Origin of the sequence: Pseudobacter sp., assembly GCF_051955275.1 — a bacterium.
GTDB lineage: Bacteria > Bacteroidota > Bacteroidia > Chitinophagales > Chitinophagaceae > Pseudobacter.
The window spans coordinates 1-15,918 of the sequence record NZ_JBQCGW010000204.1; the positions used below are offsets into that span (position 1 = coordinate 1).

The window sequence follows — 15,918 nt, forward strand, 5'->3', positions numbered from 1 at the left end:
GGCCTGATCAGGTTTATGCCTGATAAAATCCAGGCTTTGTAGTCCAGAAAGTTCCTGGTAATTGTCTTTTTTAATCGGAGATCCGGCAAACTTTGCAATCAACGTGTCGTTCCCATTGAGGAAAAGATCAGCCACATGGTTCCATACAGCATCGAAGTCTTTACGCAACACTTCCATAATTCCACATTTACAACTTCATGGTCTCAGCTATCTACTAACCGGACCTTAATATTGCAACCTTCAGCTGCAACTCTGTGTCTAACCGTGTTTACGGCCATGTCTTCTCGGCCTGATATGATCTATAAATTTTGTCACAAAGTTTTTCTTAGTCTCCCCTGACTTGTGCTTGTTTTCTTCCTGAAGATTTGCTCCAGGTTGACGTCCCAGCCTTTCAGCACACGATTGTTCCAACACAAAGCCTTTTTTTGAGCAGACTTCAATCAGTTTGTCTATCAGTTCTTCGACATCTGATTTTCGATGTTCCTTGTTATCCAATCGATGTTCCTTGTTTCGGAGTATCACTTGATTGTTTTCCTTGTCATATATCCGCAACGAACCGTGAATGACAGAAAGTTCGATCTTATAGGGATCCATGCCTCCTTCCAATGTATTAAACTGCACCAGTTGCAAGTCACCACGCTCCAGCCCCTTTTTAATCAGGTTCATTTTTGCTTCGTTTTCACGGTCCACAAGATTGTGTGCTGCGAGTATTTTTGCCAGGTCGATACCTTCAAACCACTGCCTGGCGTACAAACCATTGTGAAACTTTTCGTCCCGATCAATCAGATACCATCTTTTGTCGTATCGGTCATATACAGGCCTTCCAGCGAGGAAATTGAACGCACGCTGTAGCGACCATTGCTGCTCCCATTTTTTCTTTTGTTCTTCCGTTTGTAAACTACTCCTGTTGTTGACATTAAAAATTTGGCTGACCTCTACACCGGATTTCTCGTGAGCTATCGATAAGGAAAACCTGGAAATATAATAATCATTATCCCTCTTTCCCTTGCTCAAATACACGGTGCCGGTAGCAGGAATGCCGTAAAAGGACCGCTGGAAACTGTGCTCCAACCGCTGATGACCTGCCTTTAATTTCTGCTGTAACTCATCAGTAAACAGTTCTGACATACCAATGCGGCTGAATTGTCTTTCGTTATGGGCCGCTTTTTCATCATCCATATGTAGATTTTTTAAGCCGATTGATTCTGGTATCCGGACTCTATTGATTTACAGCTGCAGTAATCTCGCGCGTCCCAATAAACTCGGGCTGATATTCAATTCCAGGCTGCGCCCACCGTTACGTTCACTGATCATTACGCGTACTTCTTGATTGCGGCTAATGGTAAAAGCAGGAAAGCCTATCACAATCGTCCGTTTCTGATCGCCGACAATGGGCACCAAAGTGTCAATAAACACCGGTATCAACTCCTTTTGTTGTATCGCCGTCCTTTTGGCGCGCTTGCGATCCTGCACAAAAAACTTTATGTATTCAGGGTGATAATTGATGAGGGATTGATTATCGAGAGACAGAGAGAACCATAACATATCCTGATGATAGATGATTTTTCGTAGGGTGAGCCTTACCTGTAGGTTACGGACAGTCCGTTTCAGGAAAGTATGTTGTTCTTTTACTGCTGCTGACATCATCAACAATTCGTGCTCAGGCATGGTATTGCCTTCCAGTTGTACGGGACTGCAGAACGAATCCTTGTAAAAAGATAAATTGAGAAAAGAAGGAACGGCGGCATAGTTGATTAGAAAAGAAAACAATTGCCCATCCGCTGTTATGACTGAGAGGTTGCTCTCTTTGAAATCCTCCGTTGCAGCTTTTATCTGCAAGACATTCTCTGCCCCGTTAGCCTTCTGCGCCAGAATGACTGCACTGCCGCGATCAACACTTTTGATCTGATAGGGAAACACAATATTCGTAGTCATGTTGGTAGACACAGTCATCCTGAATGGATCAATCAACCTCACCTTATAGCCAAGACCTAAGGATGATTGTGCTGAAAGTGGCGAAACACCGGCCAGCAGCAGCAACGACCATAAAAAACATACACATTTTTTCATACATCACTTTTTTATGATTAAACAACAACTACATCAACGACCATTTTTATCAAACAGCAATACCTCGTACCCTTTGCCGACGTTTACCCGGACAAGACGGGTTTTCTTACCAATCAAAGATTTAGCCGCTTCAATACCAGCAGATGCTGCCTGCGCTCCAAGAGAAGGATCGAGGGATGCGATCCCCAGACCTTGAATCGCCTGTTCAGTGGATTGCTTAGACACATCGCGCGTGATGGAGCCAGGAATGAAAACCCCCTCCATGCCATCGAGATCATATACTGATAACGCCACTGGGAAAATGCTTTTTCTGTATTGAATGGAAGACACATTGATCTGTAACCGATCTCCGTTCAAAGCCACTACTCCGTATATAAAGGTGTGTTTGGGTATCAGTACACCGGCAACATAAGCATCGTCATTCAACATCATCTCCACTGTTGAACCGTTCACCAATGTCTGTGCACTGGCAATGGTTGCCCGCAAAGCTGGCCTTGCCACGTCGTCTCTGTCTGTGGATTCAAGACCGTAGAAACCACTTCCTGCAACAACAAGCTTTCCAGACGTATCTGCCTTTCCCATTGAAGTGATCACCAATCTTGAAGACCCGTCCGACACAGGAAATACTGTCTTTTTCTCCTCCAGGGACTGTTCGCGGATTTTATCCCTGATGCGATCCGGATGCTGCACATCCAGAATTTTATCGAGCAGTCCATTGATCTGGTGCAGGGCGGGATCGGTGTCTTCAGCAGTTACTGAATTCATCATCTTTTCCAGCCTGTCTACATCCGTTCCAGCTACTGCAGGTGCTGTAGGGTATCCGGTCAATGGCTGGACAGGTGCCGAGGTCCTGTTCATCTCCTGGTCCAGCACGGCCAACTTCTTCATGACGCGCTCTTCATTTTGGTCAACCTTCCGCTGTGCGCTGGCCGGATATGGATCATAACCAAAGCGGGAGTCACTATAGCGGCCAGTATCAGCCAAAACCGGCGCAGTGGGCTTTGCATAATAAGGATCAGCCTTTACCTGGGACATGCGCCTGGCAGAATCCTCGTCTGCTTTCTCATAGAACTTCATTTTATTCCAGTTGCTGTCTGCTGATGGCCTGGCATCCGGCAAATTAATATTGAAGCCACGCGTCACCTTTTGCACCTCCGGTTGCTCCTTCCCAATAACTCCCAGGGAATAGCCTGCTAATGTCAGAAAAGGCAGCACCAACACCGGCAGGATCAACAACAGCTTTCTGAACCGGATAAACTTCTGTGAATGCTTCACTTCATTTTGCTTTTCCATCTCACTTGTTTTTATTCATCTCATACATTGAAATGATATGATCAATACTATCCACCATTCCTGGATATTCGTCGGTAAAAGACTGATACAGTTTTTTGCCAGTTGAATCCGTTCGCAGACTGTCCAAGTAATTTTTTATCGTAACTAACCGGCTGTACTCAGCGCCTGACAGCATGGACGGTTGTCCGGTAATGATTTCCGGAGCGATCATGTTAGCCGGCACTTTGATCGGATCCACTTTTAGCACACCGCTATCTCCGGTTACGCCTTTGTACACCAGGTAGGTGGACAACATCCCATACAAAGCACAGAAGATGAGCAGACCAATAATAACATACCGGCGTGGCCAGTTTACAGCCCTCCTGCTGAGCTGATCAGCCAGGCCGCGCTGGCGTCTATCGATGGCGGCGAAGAACTTTACCCAACTATTGCAGGCGGGAGACGGCTCCTTATTCTTCTTGAATATTTGAAACATACTTATCGGTTTGAAATGTTTACATCTCGGTTCTCCAGAATGGTCCATCTTTCGATCAGGAAACCGTGCGGATTGTTATCACTGCGACTGGTGTTCCTGAAGTATCCGTCTGTGACCAGGCTGCGCGTGACCACAGACGTTGACCGGGTAATCAGTTGGGTAGCGAAGCACTTGAAGTAATAGGGATATTGCTGTACATCCAGGCTTACGCTGTCAATCTCTATGCTTTGACTGATATTGCCCGCAATCACACTGTTGTAATAACCCTTTTCTTTGAGGTTGGTATACTCCTGTTTAGCAGATCCGTCCGCCAGGTACAGGGCTTTGGTGATATTGCTTAGAATCACCTTCTCATCTGGATCCAATGAGAAAAAATAAGTATGGAACATGCGAATGTGGTCTCTTGCCTCAACAGGAATATTATCCTGTTTACCTGAAGCAACCGCTTCCATTACCTTCCCGCCGGATAGCACATAGATCCTGTCCTGCACAGAAGAGGCAAGCACGAAAGATTGATACAAACAATAAGTACAGATCAAAAAACAGACAAGGATAATGAACAGCGTAAAGAACCGTATATATTGGAAGGAACGCTCAATGTTCCTGGCTTTTGGAAACATACTCTCACATTTTCATTCTCACAAATCATCAGCGCGGCAGCAGACGACAATCCTAACCGCCTGATATTTTCTGGTGCATCCTACTCAGGGCTTCAGCCGTTCCTGAAGTAGCCATATTGGTCACATTGCCAGCTGCGTTGGTCACCCTGGAAGTCAGCATATCAGCGCCTGTTACCCATACGATATGATTAGCAATGGTGGGAACAGTAGTATATCCGTAGATACCGATGATCAGGAAAACCATGTACCCCAAATCAGTGGACGTAAAGAAGGTGTCTCCTGTCTGCTGAATCTGGCCCAGATCTATTTTGAGCATCTCTACCTGAATAGTAGCCATGACCGATCCGAAAATATTGGCCACTGGTAACCACAGAAATACATTTAGGTACCTGGCCAGCCAGTGTTTCATCGTGTGCTGGAATCCATCGAACACCGAAATGCCCAACACCAGCGGCCCAATGATGGCCAGGATAACCAGGTTGAAAGTTCTCAGGGTATTGATGCAGAGGGCCACTGCGGCAAAAAGTAATTGAAGTATTTCCGCGATGGCCATCTTGATGACATACCGCATACTGTAGCCCACTTTGGCCATCATAAACCGGACATCGTTACCGATGGATTCAAAAAAATTCTCACTGGGAAGCGGTGTGCCGGGTGATTCCTTTTCATGGGTATACTTGTACCATTTTTCTCTGTTGCCTTCACCAGTCGGTCCTACATACATATCCCACACCTCCGATTTACGTATTGCAGAATCCCTCAGCTTCAGCATGGTCACCATCGCCTTGTCTGCATTATCGACCATGCCTGCAGTACCCGTCACTGTTGGCTTCATAACGGTATTGATCAGACTAATCAGTAAGGGAAAATTCAGGATACAGAATCCGAGCACAAATGGCCTGAATAAGGGGTAGAAATCGATGCTCTCGGCCCTCGCCAAATGGCCCCAAACCCGGTAGGCAATGTACCACAACGCTCCAAAGCCAGCCAGTCCCATACACACGCTGATCAACTGGGAACTCAAAGGCATCAGCTTGTTGTAAATCCCATCAAGCACTTTATGCAGGCTGTTCAAAGTACCTACAGCGCCATTGCCCTGCCCGGTCTGGGCTAAACCAATAGCAGGCGCTATAAGCAGCAGCCATGCTACTGTGATTCTTCTTCTCATATACCACATTTTTCATTCTCACAAATCACATTTCAGTTCAACAAACCCGCATCGGTTACCGGATGCCATTGATCTGCTGGAGCCGCTGGAGCTCGATCTTCTCTTTGCGTCGCTGCAAACTCAGGATGGAGGTCGAATTGTTGAAGTCGCGCAGGAAAACGAGCTTATCTTCCATGCTGTTGTAGATCTTATCGATTTCCGTCAACCGTTCTTCATCACTCATCCTGAGCCGGTTGGCGGTGAGTACCGTCAGCAGGTCTTCCAGGTTCTCCAGCGATGCATCAAAAAGTCTTTCATAGACCCCTCCGATATACACCATCTCCCCGGCAGAGAAAGAGCCGGACCTATTGAAACTTTTGAAAGCTTGTTTGTATTCTTTGACCAGCGACACCTGGTAATTGACGATGTCAGCAACACGCCTGTACTGGCGCACTGCCGGGCTCACCTGCATCAATCCGTCGAGGAATACTTTATGGAGCTCGAAATTCCCCTGGCTGATATTTTTGACAGCATTGTACCCTTTGGTAAGGATCTCATATCCCTTTTTCATATCTGCCAGGATCTGCCTGAACTGAGCCAGCTTCTCAATGTTCAGCGCCAGCTGCTGCAGCTCCTGGGCCTGCGCCCACACACGACTGGCGGGCATTCCGGCCAGGACAAACACAACCACCCACACACACTTTTTCATACTCTTCATTTTATTCCTGTTATCTTTTCCATCACACGCACATCCTGCTTTTCCCGCTTCATCAGGTTCAGCAGCTTTGCTATCTCCCCAGACCAGGATTGTATGAACTGGTAACGATCAGTCACGTCCGCAAAGACCAGGTCGATTCGTTTGATCCGCTCATCATCCGACAATTGCAGATTGCCAGGAGCCAGCAGCGCGTCCAGATCGCGGAGCAATGCCGTGCAGGCATCATTCATGCCATCGATTACGCCTTGCGCATAACTCACATGGCCAGCGATGAACAGTTCACTGCCACGCTTCAGCCGCATCACCTCCTTCCCTTTCTGTCTGATGGCGGCTGTCAACACGATGATATCGGCTACACGCGGATACTTTCTTACATTGGGATTAATAGCTACCAAACCGTGAAAGAATAACTGATCGAGCGAATAGTGGCCTGCTTTGATGGAGCTGAGCACACCCAGACCATTCTTTACTGTGGAGTAACCCTTTTGCAGGTACTCGATGTATACTTTGTTAGCAGCTATTTGTTCCAGGTACATTTTAATTTGCCTGCTTTGGGCCAGGGAAGCCAGGGAAGACATCATACACAGCGCAAGAAGAATGCTTTTCATGGCAATGCTTATTTCAGTCCGTAAATAGCTTTAACCCGTTTCAGTTCCTGCTCACTCAGGACCCGTTGCAACGACAGCTGGATGTTTTCGGCATTGAACATGCGCAGGTCAGTGAGATTCTCGTCGATGGCTGCTGCCACCCTGTTGATAATCTCCAAACGCTTACCGTCACTCATTTCCGTGGCAAATGAATTGACCACCAGGAACAGCTGATCAATGTTCTTCAGGCTCTCGTCAATGATGCCGTTGAATACAGCTGTCATGTACTCGATTTCTTTGAGAGAAAAATTCTTATCACTGCGGAACATGCGGATCGCCTGCTTGTACTCATCCACAATGGAAACTTGCTGCTTCATAATGTCCCGTACTTTCTGATAGCCACTGATAGCATCTTTTACTCGTTTGAGTTCATCGAAGTACTTCGCGTATTGCTCCCGGTGTTTATCCATCCAGCCACCGATTTCATCGAGCTTCAATTTGCTCAGCGTATTCTCGACGGCCTTCTGCGCGTTCTGCAGCCAGATCGTTTTGTTCTGTAATCGCTGTACAGCCAGATCAGCGGCCTTAATGGCTGCAATCAGGGCTTTGCGAACTACTTCCCAGACTATGGCATGGCTTTGCTGCGTAGGGAAAATCGTTACCACCACACACAAAAGGAATACAAGAATCCCCTTTTTCATAACTCACAATTTTTAGGATGATCAATCAGTCTTCAGGCTGCCGGTTCCAACGCCAGGGCCGCGATACCTTTTTCCATGCTGCCGAGACGTTCTGCATATTCCAACACCCGTACACGTTCCTTTCCTTCTGTGGTAAAAGCGAGGTACTCTTCCCTGCACAGTTCATTGCGAAACACCTTACTGATCTTTCCGCCAATCTCCACATAGATTTCCCGGATATCCCTGTTAACGCTGAGCAGTATTTCTTTGCCTTTTTCTGACATCCCGAGCACGGATTGCAACTGGTCAAACTTGTTTACGAACTTGCGCATATCCATCAGAATCTTCACGTCGCAATTGGCAATGATTGCGTCCTTGATAATTGGGGAACTGATCAGGTCGTCGAGCTCCTGTGTGATCACACCCGGGATGCCATCAAATTTTCTCATCGTCTTGAAAGCATACCGGATGAACTCCGCCATAGAGCTGCGTGTGATCGCTTTCCAGGCTTCATCGATGATGAAGCATTTGCGTTTCCCTTTCAATTGCCGCATCTTGGAGATGACCATTTCTACCAGCACCAGCGCCACGACCGGAAACAGGATAGGATGATCTTTTAAATTGTCCAGTTCTACCACAACAAATGGCTGATTCAGGATATCATGTTTACCATCTGCATTCAGAAGAAAGGAAAATTCGCCGCCTTTGTAGTACGGACGTAGCACATACAAGAAGTTGTTGATGTCGAAGTCACGGTCTTTGATATTGTACTGCTGCAGTTCGGTGGAGTAATCGTTTTGCAGGTACTCATAGAAGGTATTGAACGATGGCGCTAACGAAGGATCGGTTTCGAGCTTTCGGTAATATCCCTGCAACGCATTACTGAGGGCCACATATTCGGAGCGCTGAAATTGTTCGTGCTCCTGCTTCCATAAAGCCACCAGCAAAGCTTTCAGGCTTTCCTTTTTTTCGGTGTCCAGGCGTTGTCCGGGAGGCAGGTAAAAAGGATTGAACTGAATGGGATTGTCCTCCCGGTACTCGAAGTAATAGCCACCTACCAGGTCGCAAAGTCCGCGGTAGCTGCCGCCAATATCACAAACTACACAATGTGCTCCCTGGTTGTAGAGTGTATGCAGGATGTGGTTTGCTGTCATTGATTTCCCGCCGCCGCTGGTACCGCATATGAGCATGCCCATGTTGGAGGAAATGCCCAGCTGGCGTGGACGGTCGAACAAATCAACAAAGACCGGTCGGTTGGTCAGCCGGTCACAGAACCTGATTCCGGAAGCAGGAGGATCGCTTCGGTAATTACTTTCAAGATTCAGGAAGCAGCACGCCTGTTCTGCAAACGTGAGGAACGTATCATTTTGCGGGAAATCCGCTGCATTGCCCGGTATGCCTGCCCAGAAGATCTGCGGAGCACCAATGGTTTCCAGTTTGGCCACTGCATCGAGTTGTGCCAGCGCACCGGTTACCTGGTTGCGTATTTCCTTCAACTCCTCCTTGCTCTCCGACCAGGTCAGGATGTTGAAATGAGCGGTGACCGGTAAGCGCTGACTAGCGATCGCTTCGTTTAGGAAATCATTGACCGCATCACGGCTAAGCGCATTCTCGCGGCTATAACCTGCCAGGGATTGCAGTCGCAGGCGTTTGCTTTCCATTTTCTTCATCGTTGCCTGCGCATCTGCGACGATGATATACTGGTTATAGATATGATTGCACGTCAGCAACAATCCGAGCGGCGTAGCAAACCCAATACTGAAGCGGGTTTTATCAGTGGAAAACTGCTCGTAAGTAAGCCTGCTACCGCACATGTGCGGTAGGTCTTCACTGCTGCCCAGGGAAAACAACTGACAGTGTTTTTCTCCGATGCGCAGCTCTTCCTTGAACTGCAGGTCCTTTACCACCAACTGATCCGGATCCTCTGCCAGGAACAGGTAACGCTCCAGCAAGCCGGCCCGCTTTTCTGTACTGAGTAGCTCTGATTGCCGCAGGCGGGAAAGACTGACACCGTTATCAGAAAGGATCCGGCTGAACTGACCGGCAACATCCTCGAACTCCTGAATGGCAGTCGCGTTCAATACTTTATCGGGGAATAAAGAAGGGCGCAGTAAACTACTGAACAAAGAAGTGGCAGCCTTTCGACCTGGCGCTTTCCTGGTCAGCAGCAGGAAACATTCGTGATTCAGGAAACTCCGCCCCTTAAAGTGCCGGTTGGCACTCGCTTGCAAAAATCCCTCACCCGAAGCCGGCTGGGGTTGGTATTTATCTTTTACAAACCAGTCCTGCTTGTGCAATATGCTATCTTTTGGTAAGAGTTTGATAGCTTTGACGAAAGCCTGATGCAGGCCCTCGAAATCAACGGTCGAACTGGTAAAGATCTCCGGAAGCATCACCTTGAATCCAATGGTGATATCTCCCTGTTTACTTACAATAACATCACTATCCACTTCCATGATCGGAAGCATATCACTCACCCACTTTTCCATACACACAGTTTTACAACTTCACAACTACACTTTTCTCACAAAACACTTTCTTGACTTGCACCGGATCACCGGTGGAATACTGCGACGGGCTATGGCTTTCATCATACCGTGCTCACCATATTTTCTACTCATCCGGAAAACGTGGTAAAACAAAAAGGAAGCAGCAGTGAAAATGATCAGAATGCAAACAAAGGAGTTAATCCCAACCACATACAGGATGGCAAAAAGCACGAGCAACAACACCAGCCCGCCACCGAGATACCAGATATACTGAGCCTTTAGACCTTTGAACTCAATACTCCTGTTCACCCCTTTATTGATTGTATAGACACTGCCCGCCATATTCCATTTTTATGCAATTCCGAAAAACGATTTAAGCACCGTGGCCACCACCACTAAAAACACACAGGATCCGAACCAGGCTGCCGCAGTAGATCCGGTATCCGGATGCCCGGCTGACCATTTCTGGTACACGCGAACCGCACCGATTAATCCCAGGATAGCCCCCACGGCATACATGAGGTTGCAGCCAACGTCAAAATATCCCCGAACTTTTGTATCTGCTTCCTGGATACCCTTCACCCCATCCTGGGCGGCAGCAGACAAACTATATTAAATAAAAAATTACTGCGCACAGGCGCAATCCCTTGCTCTTAAAGCAGTTCACAACACACGTTTTCATACTTCACATTTGCTTTATTGATAATTATAATGCGCATCGATAAAAGCGCCGCCTGTACACACTCTCCGCTACACACCTATACCACACGGTGCACAGTACGGCGCTTGCCTAACCCTCAAAACCAACTACACATATTTGGAAAGACCACCTGCATTCATTGTTGCACTTGGGTTTCCTGCACACGCAGGCGGTCTACTTCATCATACTCTCCACAGTTGCTCCAGATCGCTTTCATGCAGGTCGAACCGGTCACCTCCCATCTCCAATACCAGCCGGCCAATGCCAGTCTGTACAGCAGGATCTTCCAGAGGCGGGTATTTGGCGATTATCCGGCGCACACCTTCAATGAATTCACTGGCCTCCATTTCGCTGTCCACCGCCTGCAGCACATAGGCTTCAACTTCGTCCAGCAAGGGCCTGATACCAAGTATCGGCGGAGGTGCCGGATCGGTTTCTGCGGCAAGGAACACCCGGGACGTATCAACTTTGGTGGCAACGGGCCGCAGCCTGCCAAACAATTCTTTCCTGAAGAATACCAGGACTACAAAACCGTAATAAACCAGCAGTGCCACTGCTACAATCGATAAGTATGTTGACCAGGTTACCATAGCTGTTTGTTTCAACAAAAGTGCTTTGAAAACAAAGGGGCATTTCACAGTGCATTACCAATCCGAAAAAAAATATTTAGGGCGTAAAATGCCAGCAGGCGCAGCTTTCGCTGCGCCTGCTGGCTACATAAGCACCTCAAAAAATGCAGTATTTGTTCAGTAAAGTAATTGATAAAACCCTGAGAAGCCAATGACAGCAAGGGTTCCGGCGGACTTATCCTACCTACAATCAGGATCACAAGTTGATCACAATACGAAAAGCAGCGTTACTTTGAAAAACTGGCAATGAATTTTAAAAAAAGAACGTAACTTACTTTTTTAATTCGCATGAGCTGCTTACACCGGCACCATCCAGCCTGATTAGTATCCCGTATATTTCAAGTCACCTAAGTACTTTTTATGAATACACCAGTAAACCTTATCACTGGGTGTTTGCTCCTGTTTGTATACAGCTGTCAATCACCTCCCCTCTCCGAACATACTGTCAAAACTACTGCCCAGCCCCGGGGGAGTTATGTTGCCGAAATCAATGAGCAGACTGCTACCCTGCATGATACTGCCAGCTACACTTTGACAGAATGGAACGGCTCCAACGTAACGACGCCCTATGGCGGCCTGTTTCGGCTCCGCATTCCGGATCGTGCCCAGATCATATTAAGCGCAGCCACCCGGGTATCATTCCCGAAATTATCGGGTAAAATGGATCAGCTAACACTCAAAGGAGAAATCTTCCTGACCACTACCACTCCGCTGCAAGTCAACACAGGAGCGGCTTCCATTGCGGTACCAGCGAACACGTCGGTGAACATCAAAGCCTATGAGGAAGACGGGGCCGTAGAAATCAGCCCCTACAATAGAAACGTAGCGGTCACCTGGAACAATCAATCCGGTAATATCACTGCCGGCCAGCATGGTGTGCTGAAAAATAGCTTGCTGCAACAGCGTCATGCAAACAGAGAACTAATCGAAGGCTGGCGCGATGGCCGTTTCACTGAAGCAGATCCAGGAGAACTATTGCGTGAAATCGCCAGATGGTATAACGTACAACTGCTCATCAACGGGCCCATTCCTGCGATGCAACTGGAAGGTGCAATGCCCAGGACAGCAGAACTAACCAGTCTGGTAAAGATCCTGCAGGCTAACAGTATTCCCATACATTTTGATACAACCAGGCAAGCCATCATCGTTAGCCAATCGATGCCAGTCCAGGCAGATAGCTCCGGGCAATGATTGTATGGTCAGGAAAGACCGGTTACAGCCGCAACTGTCAACGCAAACTACCCAGAATCCCCTAAAAATCCGTATATTTAGTCTTCAACCGAAATCAATGGCCACTTTTACTGTCAGCCAAAGGATCAATGGAGATTTTCAATACAATCTGGAAGTCTCCAACGGACAGGTAATCTTACATAGCAACGGCTACTTTGAGAAGTCTGATTGCCTGGCAACTATTGAGCTCGTCCGCAGGCTGGTTGCAGTGGATGCTGCTTTCGAATGCCTAAGCCCTTCCGGTGACCGGTTTTATTTCATTTTGAGATCTCCTGCCGGAACAATTCTTGGTATGAGTGAAAGATTTTTTAACGCCCCTGCAATGCGAAGTGGTATGGCATCCTTGAAATTGATGGCACCAGCTGCTTCGCTCGTCGATTCTACTGCATTGACCTCTCAACGACACACCTAACTATTTCAGGCAACCGAACCTTCATTCATCGCGTCAAAACCGCGGTCGGAAGCTTCCATCATTTTGCGGGTATACTGATGGCGATCTTTTTTGATCTTCAGGTCCATTGCATGCCTGTAGAGATTGCCCAGGTCAATATGGAATATCGTTTCAAAGGCCTCAGCAATTTCCCGGAGTTGTGCGGTACCCTGATTAATAAAGCCGGAGAAATAAAATTCATAAATTATCTCAGCGGCAGCGATCTTTGGAGCTGTCCATACTATACTACCTTTCCCATTGCCGTTTGCAGCAACATGATCGTGACGACTGAACTTCAGTTCAGCTTGCAGGTAGGCATCATACTTTTCATTAGCCAGGTGCTCCGCGACCAGGTAGCTGGGCACAGTCAGAAATGTCTCGGTTAGCAGCCATTGACCGGGATCGGTAATCAACGTCATGTCAGCACTCGTTTTCAAAAAATACTTATCATCCAGATCAGTCGCCCCGCTTTTGACATAACGGAAGAATCCGTCATTTTTATGAGTCCAGGATTGTAATACTTTTCTTTCCTTCTTCAGCATTTTCCTGCGTTCCTCGTCTTTCATGATTGAAGTACGTAGCTCCAGTGTATAAACTTTTGCATAATATATCAGGTAATGCAACAACACCGGATTATGCGCTTTAAAGAATTGCACTTCTTCCCGCTGGGACAGGAAATCATACTGCGCCATAAAACGACGAAGATCCACAAGGATATCTTTGAGAAAATCTATCATTTTCTCAGCACGCTTTTGCAATGATTCTCCAGCTGCCTCACGTATCGTTTCCTGCTTCTCGATGGCACTGATGGAAGAGGAATAAAACGCGACAATATCCTGTGCAACTCCCCTTTTCATATGTATGAATTTTACCTGAACTAACTGGTAAAGATTCAACTACAAAGTTTATGCTAAGTGGAAAAAGAAATACAGCAAAAAAGCAATTTTTATACAGCAAAAAAGAAATTTCTTTCTGGCCTGTATCCTGATCCATCAATGATAGCAGTGGAAAGTAATTTACGCGGAGTGCTCAAAATAAATGTTCGACAGCAGTGCCTGAACCACGAACCTGACACGGAATTTGCAGTAGCATTAGCCGATCAATATTGCAGCTATGCATGACACAAAACAAACCAGCGAGATCCCTGTCACTATTATCAGTATTATACCTCCTTGCACCGCTTCCAACCTTACGGAACTTCTCCGCGCTATTGCTCACCTGTACTGTCCTAGCACACCACAGCAGGATCAGGCCTACGACAATACTTGTGTGGCATTGGCAAATCATCTCTCAGGTATCCTGAAAATCGAGCCGTGCTCCAATGATCATTTCAGTGTTATCAAGGAAAATAGGCGGACCTCTAATCACCTGCAGGAAAGATTGCGAAGGCAGCTTCAGTGTTTACAGGAGATCACTCCGAAGCTGCATGATCAGCAAACAGGACAGTCCGTTGGTTTTGAAAACCTCGCTGAATATATTGAAAGCAAACGCACGTTGGAAGCGCTGGTGGGAATATTGTTACCACTCATAGCGGGTAAATAGAATACAGTGCAACAAGCAGCATTGGAATTGCAGCATTATGTCTGTAATATTGCAAAACATCTTTTATACCAGGAAGCAGTTCTCTTCACCGATCACTTATTCTTCTTAACAGGCTGCACTTTCTTTTCTTCTTCCTTCCATACAATTGGAATATGGGCAATCTTATAGAATCCGGTGCCTTTCCTGTCATATCGTACTGTGTAATCACAGTGCACAGCAAATTCGCGGATCTCTTTACTTGTCTTATCAAACCCTGGCAAAGTAATGACCAGCTTCCTGCTTTCACCGGTATCAATCTGCTGCCTGACGGAAGTTGCCAGCCATAAAGAATCATCACCAAACTTTATATGCTTAACCTTGCTATACTTTGCATTGGGATTTTTTTCATACAGATCATTGTAATACGTATGAACAGTGAAACGTGGCCCCTTTTCGGTAGCAAACACAAATGAGGCAGGCCCACCAAAATCAAGCGCCACTTGAACAAACTTATCTTTTACTTTATTGACAAAGTCCATTGAAATAACGAGTGTACCCGTTTTCTTATTACCAATGGCCCGAATGTTTTCGATGGGAAGATCTGGAAACGGAATGCTGATGGAGGTATCGCGGGCACTCGAATCAGTTTGAGCCGCAGCCGGTGTGATCATCGCCAAACAGGCCAGGCATGGGGCCAGAAGAAAGGATAAGCGTTTGATCGGTTTCATACAAGGTTATTGATTAGTAAATAGTGTGGCCCCATTTCAACTATACTCTTTCAGCCATCCTGGTTACTACGCCTCGTCTATCCTAAAATTACGAAACCCAATCCTTACACAGTAAAAACCGGCAATACACAGAACTATTGAAAATCAATACGGAAATACAGCAAAAAAGCAATTTTTTTCTCTCGTCCTTAGCCTTGCAGAAATCGAAAAATATTTCAGTCCACGCAGCTTCTCAGGCCTCAGATGCTTCAAAATAGAAGTTACACCAGCCGACACTACTTCAGGCACAGATCAGCTTTAAGAATTACATCTACAGATCCAACACATCAAAATCATCAACCTGTTTACCCTGGCGACCTTTTTTAACTATATAAATTTTAGGCACATTATTCTGCTGACTTAAAAAGACATCTATTGCATCGAAATCATAAGGATATTCGCCCGGGAAATTTATATAATCAGCTTTAGTTCGTTGATCATTGAACTTCTGCAAAGCAATTACTTTAAAATTCGTACAGTGTGTACCGTTACAATAAAAATTAAGTCCTCTGATCAGGTAAATGATCCTGTCAGATAGCTTGTAAACCTTTGCGACGGGGCC

20 protein-coding genes are annotated in these 15,918 nt (G+C 46.6%); 4 read left to right on the forward strand and 16 right to left on the reverse strand.

What is annotated here, in order from left to right:
- Window positions 1–258: 258 nt before the first annotated feature.
- From ACTHMC_RS17685 to ACTHMC_RS17745, 13 genes are all read right to left on the reverse strand, one after another.
- Window positions 259–1,179, reverse strand: coding sequence for a hypothetical protein (locus tag ACTHMC_RS17685; protein WP_440415045.1), 921 nt, complete (start codon window positions 1,177–1,179; stop codon window positions 259–261).
- A 48-nt stretch (window positions 1,180–1,227) separates the two neighbouring features.
- Window positions 1,228–2,070, reverse strand: coding sequence for a conjugative transposon protein TraN (gene traN, locus ACTHMC_RS17690; protein ID WP_440415047.1), 843 nt, complete (start codon window positions 2,068–2,070; stop codon window positions 1,228–1,230).
- A 33-nt stretch (window positions 2,071–2,103) separates the two neighbouring features.
- Window positions 2,104–3,363, reverse strand: coding sequence for a conjugative transposon protein TraM (traM, locus tag ACTHMC_RS17695; RefSeq protein ID WP_440415049.1), 1,260 nt, complete (start codon window positions 3,361–3,363; stop codon window positions 2,104–2,106).
- Between the two features lies 1 nt (window position 3,364).
- On the reverse strand, window positions 3,365–3,838 hold the full coding sequence (locus ACTHMC_RS17700) for a hypothetical protein (RefSeq protein ID WP_440415050.1): 474 nt from the start codon (window positions 3,836–3,838) through the stop codon (window positions 3,365–3,367).
- A gap of 2 nt (window positions 3,839–3,840) precedes the next feature.
- On the reverse strand, window positions 3,841–4,458 hold the full coding sequence (traK, locus tag ACTHMC_RS17705) for a conjugative transposon protein TraK (RefSeq protein WP_440415052.1): 618 nt from the start codon (window positions 4,456–4,458) through the stop codon (window positions 3,841–3,843).
- 52 nt (window positions 4,459–4,510) lie between these two features.
- Entirely contained in the window at window positions 4,511–5,626 is a 1,116-nt protein-coding gene (gene traJ / locus ACTHMC_RS17710) for a conjugative transposon protein TraJ (protein ID WP_440415053.1), read from the reverse strand.
- Between the two features lie 55 nt (window positions 5,627–5,681).
- Window positions 5,682–6,314, reverse strand: a complete 633-nt coding sequence (locus ACTHMC_RS17715) for a TerB family tellurite resistance protein (protein ID WP_440415055.1) — start codon at window positions 6,312–6,314, stop codon at window positions 5,682–5,684.
- A gap of 5 nt (window positions 6,315–6,319) precedes the next feature.
- Window positions 6,320–6,931, reverse strand: coding sequence for a hypothetical protein (locus tag ACTHMC_RS17720; protein WP_440415057.1), 612 nt, complete (start codon window positions 6,929–6,931; stop codon window positions 6,320–6,322).
- Between the two features lie 8 nt (window positions 6,932–6,939).
- Window positions 6,940–7,611, reverse strand: a complete 672-nt coding sequence (locus tag ACTHMC_RS17725; protein WP_440415059.1) for a conjugal transfer protein TraI — start codon at window positions 7,609–7,611, stop codon at window positions 6,940–6,942.
- A gap of 32 nt (window positions 7,612–7,643) precedes the next feature.
- Entirely contained in the window at window positions 7,644–10,079 is a 2,436-nt protein-coding gene (locus ACTHMC_RS17730) for a TraG family conjugative transposon ATPase (RefSeq protein ID WP_440415061.1), read from the reverse strand.
- Window positions 10,080–10,103: 24 nt separating this feature from the next.
- A complete protein-coding gene (locus ACTHMC_RS17735) occupies window positions 10,104–10,421 on the reverse strand; it encodes a DUF4133 domain-containing protein (protein ID WP_440415063.1) in 318 nt (105 codons plus the stop codon).
- Between the two features lie 9 nt (window positions 10,422–10,430).
- Entirely contained in the window at window positions 10,431–10,685 is a 255-nt protein-coding gene (locus ACTHMC_RS17740) for a DUF4134 domain-containing protein (protein ID WP_440415064.1), read from the reverse strand.
- Window positions 10,686–10,961: 276 nt separating this feature from the next.
- Entirely contained in the window at window positions 10,962–11,384 is a 423-nt protein-coding gene (locus ACTHMC_RS17745) for a hypothetical protein (protein ID WP_440415066.1), read from the reverse strand.
- 384 nt (window positions 11,385–11,768) lie between these two features.
- Between ACTHMC_RS17745 and ACTHMC_RS17750 the strand changes: the two genes are divergently transcribed.
- Together ACTHMC_RS17750 and ACTHMC_RS17755 are read left to right on the forward strand one after the other, a co-directional pair.
- Window positions 11,769–12,599 (forward strand): hypothetical protein, encoded by an 831-nt coding sequence (locus ACTHMC_RS17750; RefSeq protein WP_440415067.1) that lies wholly within the window; start codon window positions 11,769–11,771, stop codon window positions 12,597–12,599.
- Window positions 12,600–12,696: 97 nt separating this feature from the next.
- Window positions 12,697–13,050: a YegP family protein gene (locus ACTHMC_RS17755; protein ID WP_440415068.1), complete on the forward strand. Its 354-nt coding sequence runs from the start codon at window positions 12,697–12,699 to the stop codon at window positions 13,048–13,050.
- 5 nt (window positions 13,051–13,055) lie between these two features.
- Here ACTHMC_RS17755 and ACTHMC_RS17760 read toward each other — a convergent pair whose 3' ends face one another.
- A complete protein-coding gene (locus ACTHMC_RS17760; RefSeq protein ID WP_440415070.1) occupies window positions 13,056–13,925 on the reverse strand; it encodes an RteC domain-containing protein in 870 nt (289 codons plus the stop codon).
- Between the two features lie 57 nt (window positions 13,926–13,982).
- On the opposite strand from ACTHMC_RS17760, the gene ACTHMC_RS17765 reads away from it, so the two are divergent.
- Together ACTHMC_RS17765 and ACTHMC_RS17770 are read left to right on the forward strand one after the other, a co-directional pair.
- Complete coding sequence (locus ACTHMC_RS17765) at window positions 13,983–14,189, forward strand: hypothetical protein (protein ID WP_440415072.1); 207 nt, start codon at window positions 13,983–13,985, stop codon at window positions 14,187–14,189.
- The gene (locus ACTHMC_RS17770) at window positions 14,182–14,610 is read left to right on the forward strand and encodes a hypothetical protein (RefSeq protein WP_440415073.1); all 429 of its coding nucleotides are present in this window, start codon (window positions 14,182–14,184) and stop codon (window positions 14,608–14,610) included. The genes ACTHMC_RS17765 and ACTHMC_RS17770 overlap by 8 nt, the downstream gene beginning before the upstream one ends.
- Before the next feature lie 92 nt (window positions 14,611–14,702).
- On the opposite strand, the gene ACTHMC_RS17775 is transcribed toward ACTHMC_RS17770, so the two are convergent.
- Together ACTHMC_RS17775 and ACTHMC_RS17780 are read right to left on the reverse strand one after the other, a co-directional pair.
- Complete coding sequence (locus ACTHMC_RS17775; RefSeq protein WP_440415075.1) at window positions 14,703–15,317, reverse strand: hypothetical protein; 615 nt, start codon at window positions 15,315–15,317, stop codon at window positions 14,703–14,705.
- Between the two features lie 310 nt (window positions 15,318–15,627).
- A partial coding sequence (locus ACTHMC_RS17780; protein ID WP_440415077.1) for a hypothetical protein occupies window positions 15,628–15,918 on the reverse strand: 291 nt, incomplete at its 5' end.

Bases quoted from the DNA above. Each gene is read 5' to 3' on its own strand.
- traM (WP_440415049.1), bottom strand. From the start codon at position 3,363: ATGGAAAAGCAAAATGAAGTGAAGCATTCACAGAAGTTTATCCGGTTC.
- ACTHMC_RS17760 (WP_440415070.1), bottom strand. From the start codon at position 13,925: ATGAAAAGGGGAGTTGCACAGGATATTGTCGCGTTTTATTCCTCTTCC.
- ACTHMC_RS17700 (WP_440415050.1), bottom strand. From the start codon at position 3,838: ATGTTTCAAATATTCAAGAAGAATAAGGAGCCGTCTCCCGCCTGCAAT.
- ACTHMC_RS17715 (WP_440415055.1), bottom strand. From the start codon at position 6,314: ATGAAAAAGTGTGTGTGGGTGGTTGTGTTTGTCCTGGCCGGAATGCCC.
- ACTHMC_RS17755 (WP_440415068.1), top strand. From the start codon at position 12,697: ATGGCCACTTTTACTGTCAGCCAAAGGATCAATGGAGATTTTCAATAC.
- ACTHMC_RS17735 (WP_440415063.1), bottom strand. From the start codon at position 10,421: ATGGCGGGCAGTGTCTATACAATCAATAAAGGGGTGAACAGGAGTATT.
- traN (WP_440415047.1), bottom strand. From the start codon at position 2,070: ATGAAAAAATGTGTATGTTTTTTATGGTCGTTGCTGCTGCTGGCCGGT.
- ACTHMC_RS17750 (WP_440415067.1), top strand. From the start codon at position 11,769: ATGAATACACCAGTAAACCTTATCACTGGGTGTTTGCTCCTGTTTGTA.
- traJ (WP_440415053.1), bottom strand. From the start codon at position 5,626: ATGAGAAGAAGAATCACAGTAGCATGGCTGCTGCTTATAGCGCCTGCT.
- traK (WP_440415052.1), bottom strand. From the start codon at position 4,458: ATGTTTCCAAAAGCCAGGAACATTGAGCGTTCCTTCCAATATATACGG.
- ACTHMC_RS17685 (WP_440415045.1), bottom strand. From the start codon at position 1,179: ATGGATGATGAAAAAGCGGCCCATAACGAAAGACAATTCAGCCGCATT.
- ACTHMC_RS17775 (WP_440415075.1), bottom strand. From the start codon at position 15,317: ATGAAACCGATCAAACGCTTATCCTTTCTTCTGGCCCCATGCCTGGCC.
- ACTHMC_RS17770 (WP_440415073.1), top strand. From the start codon at position 14,182: ATGCATGACACAAAACAAACCAGCGAGATCCCTGTCACTATTATCAGT.
- ACTHMC_RS17730 (WP_440415061.1), bottom strand. From the start codon at position 10,079: ATGGAAAAGTGGGTGAGTGATATGCTTCCGATCATGGAAGTGGATAGT.
- ACTHMC_RS17720 (WP_440415057.1), bottom strand. From the start codon at position 6,931: ATGAAAAGCATTCTTCTTGCGCTGTGTATGATGTCTTCCCTGGCTTCC.
- ACTHMC_RS17725 (WP_440415059.1), bottom strand. From the start codon at position 7,611: ATGAAAAAGGGGATTCTTGTATTCCTTTTGTGTGTGGTGGTAACGATT.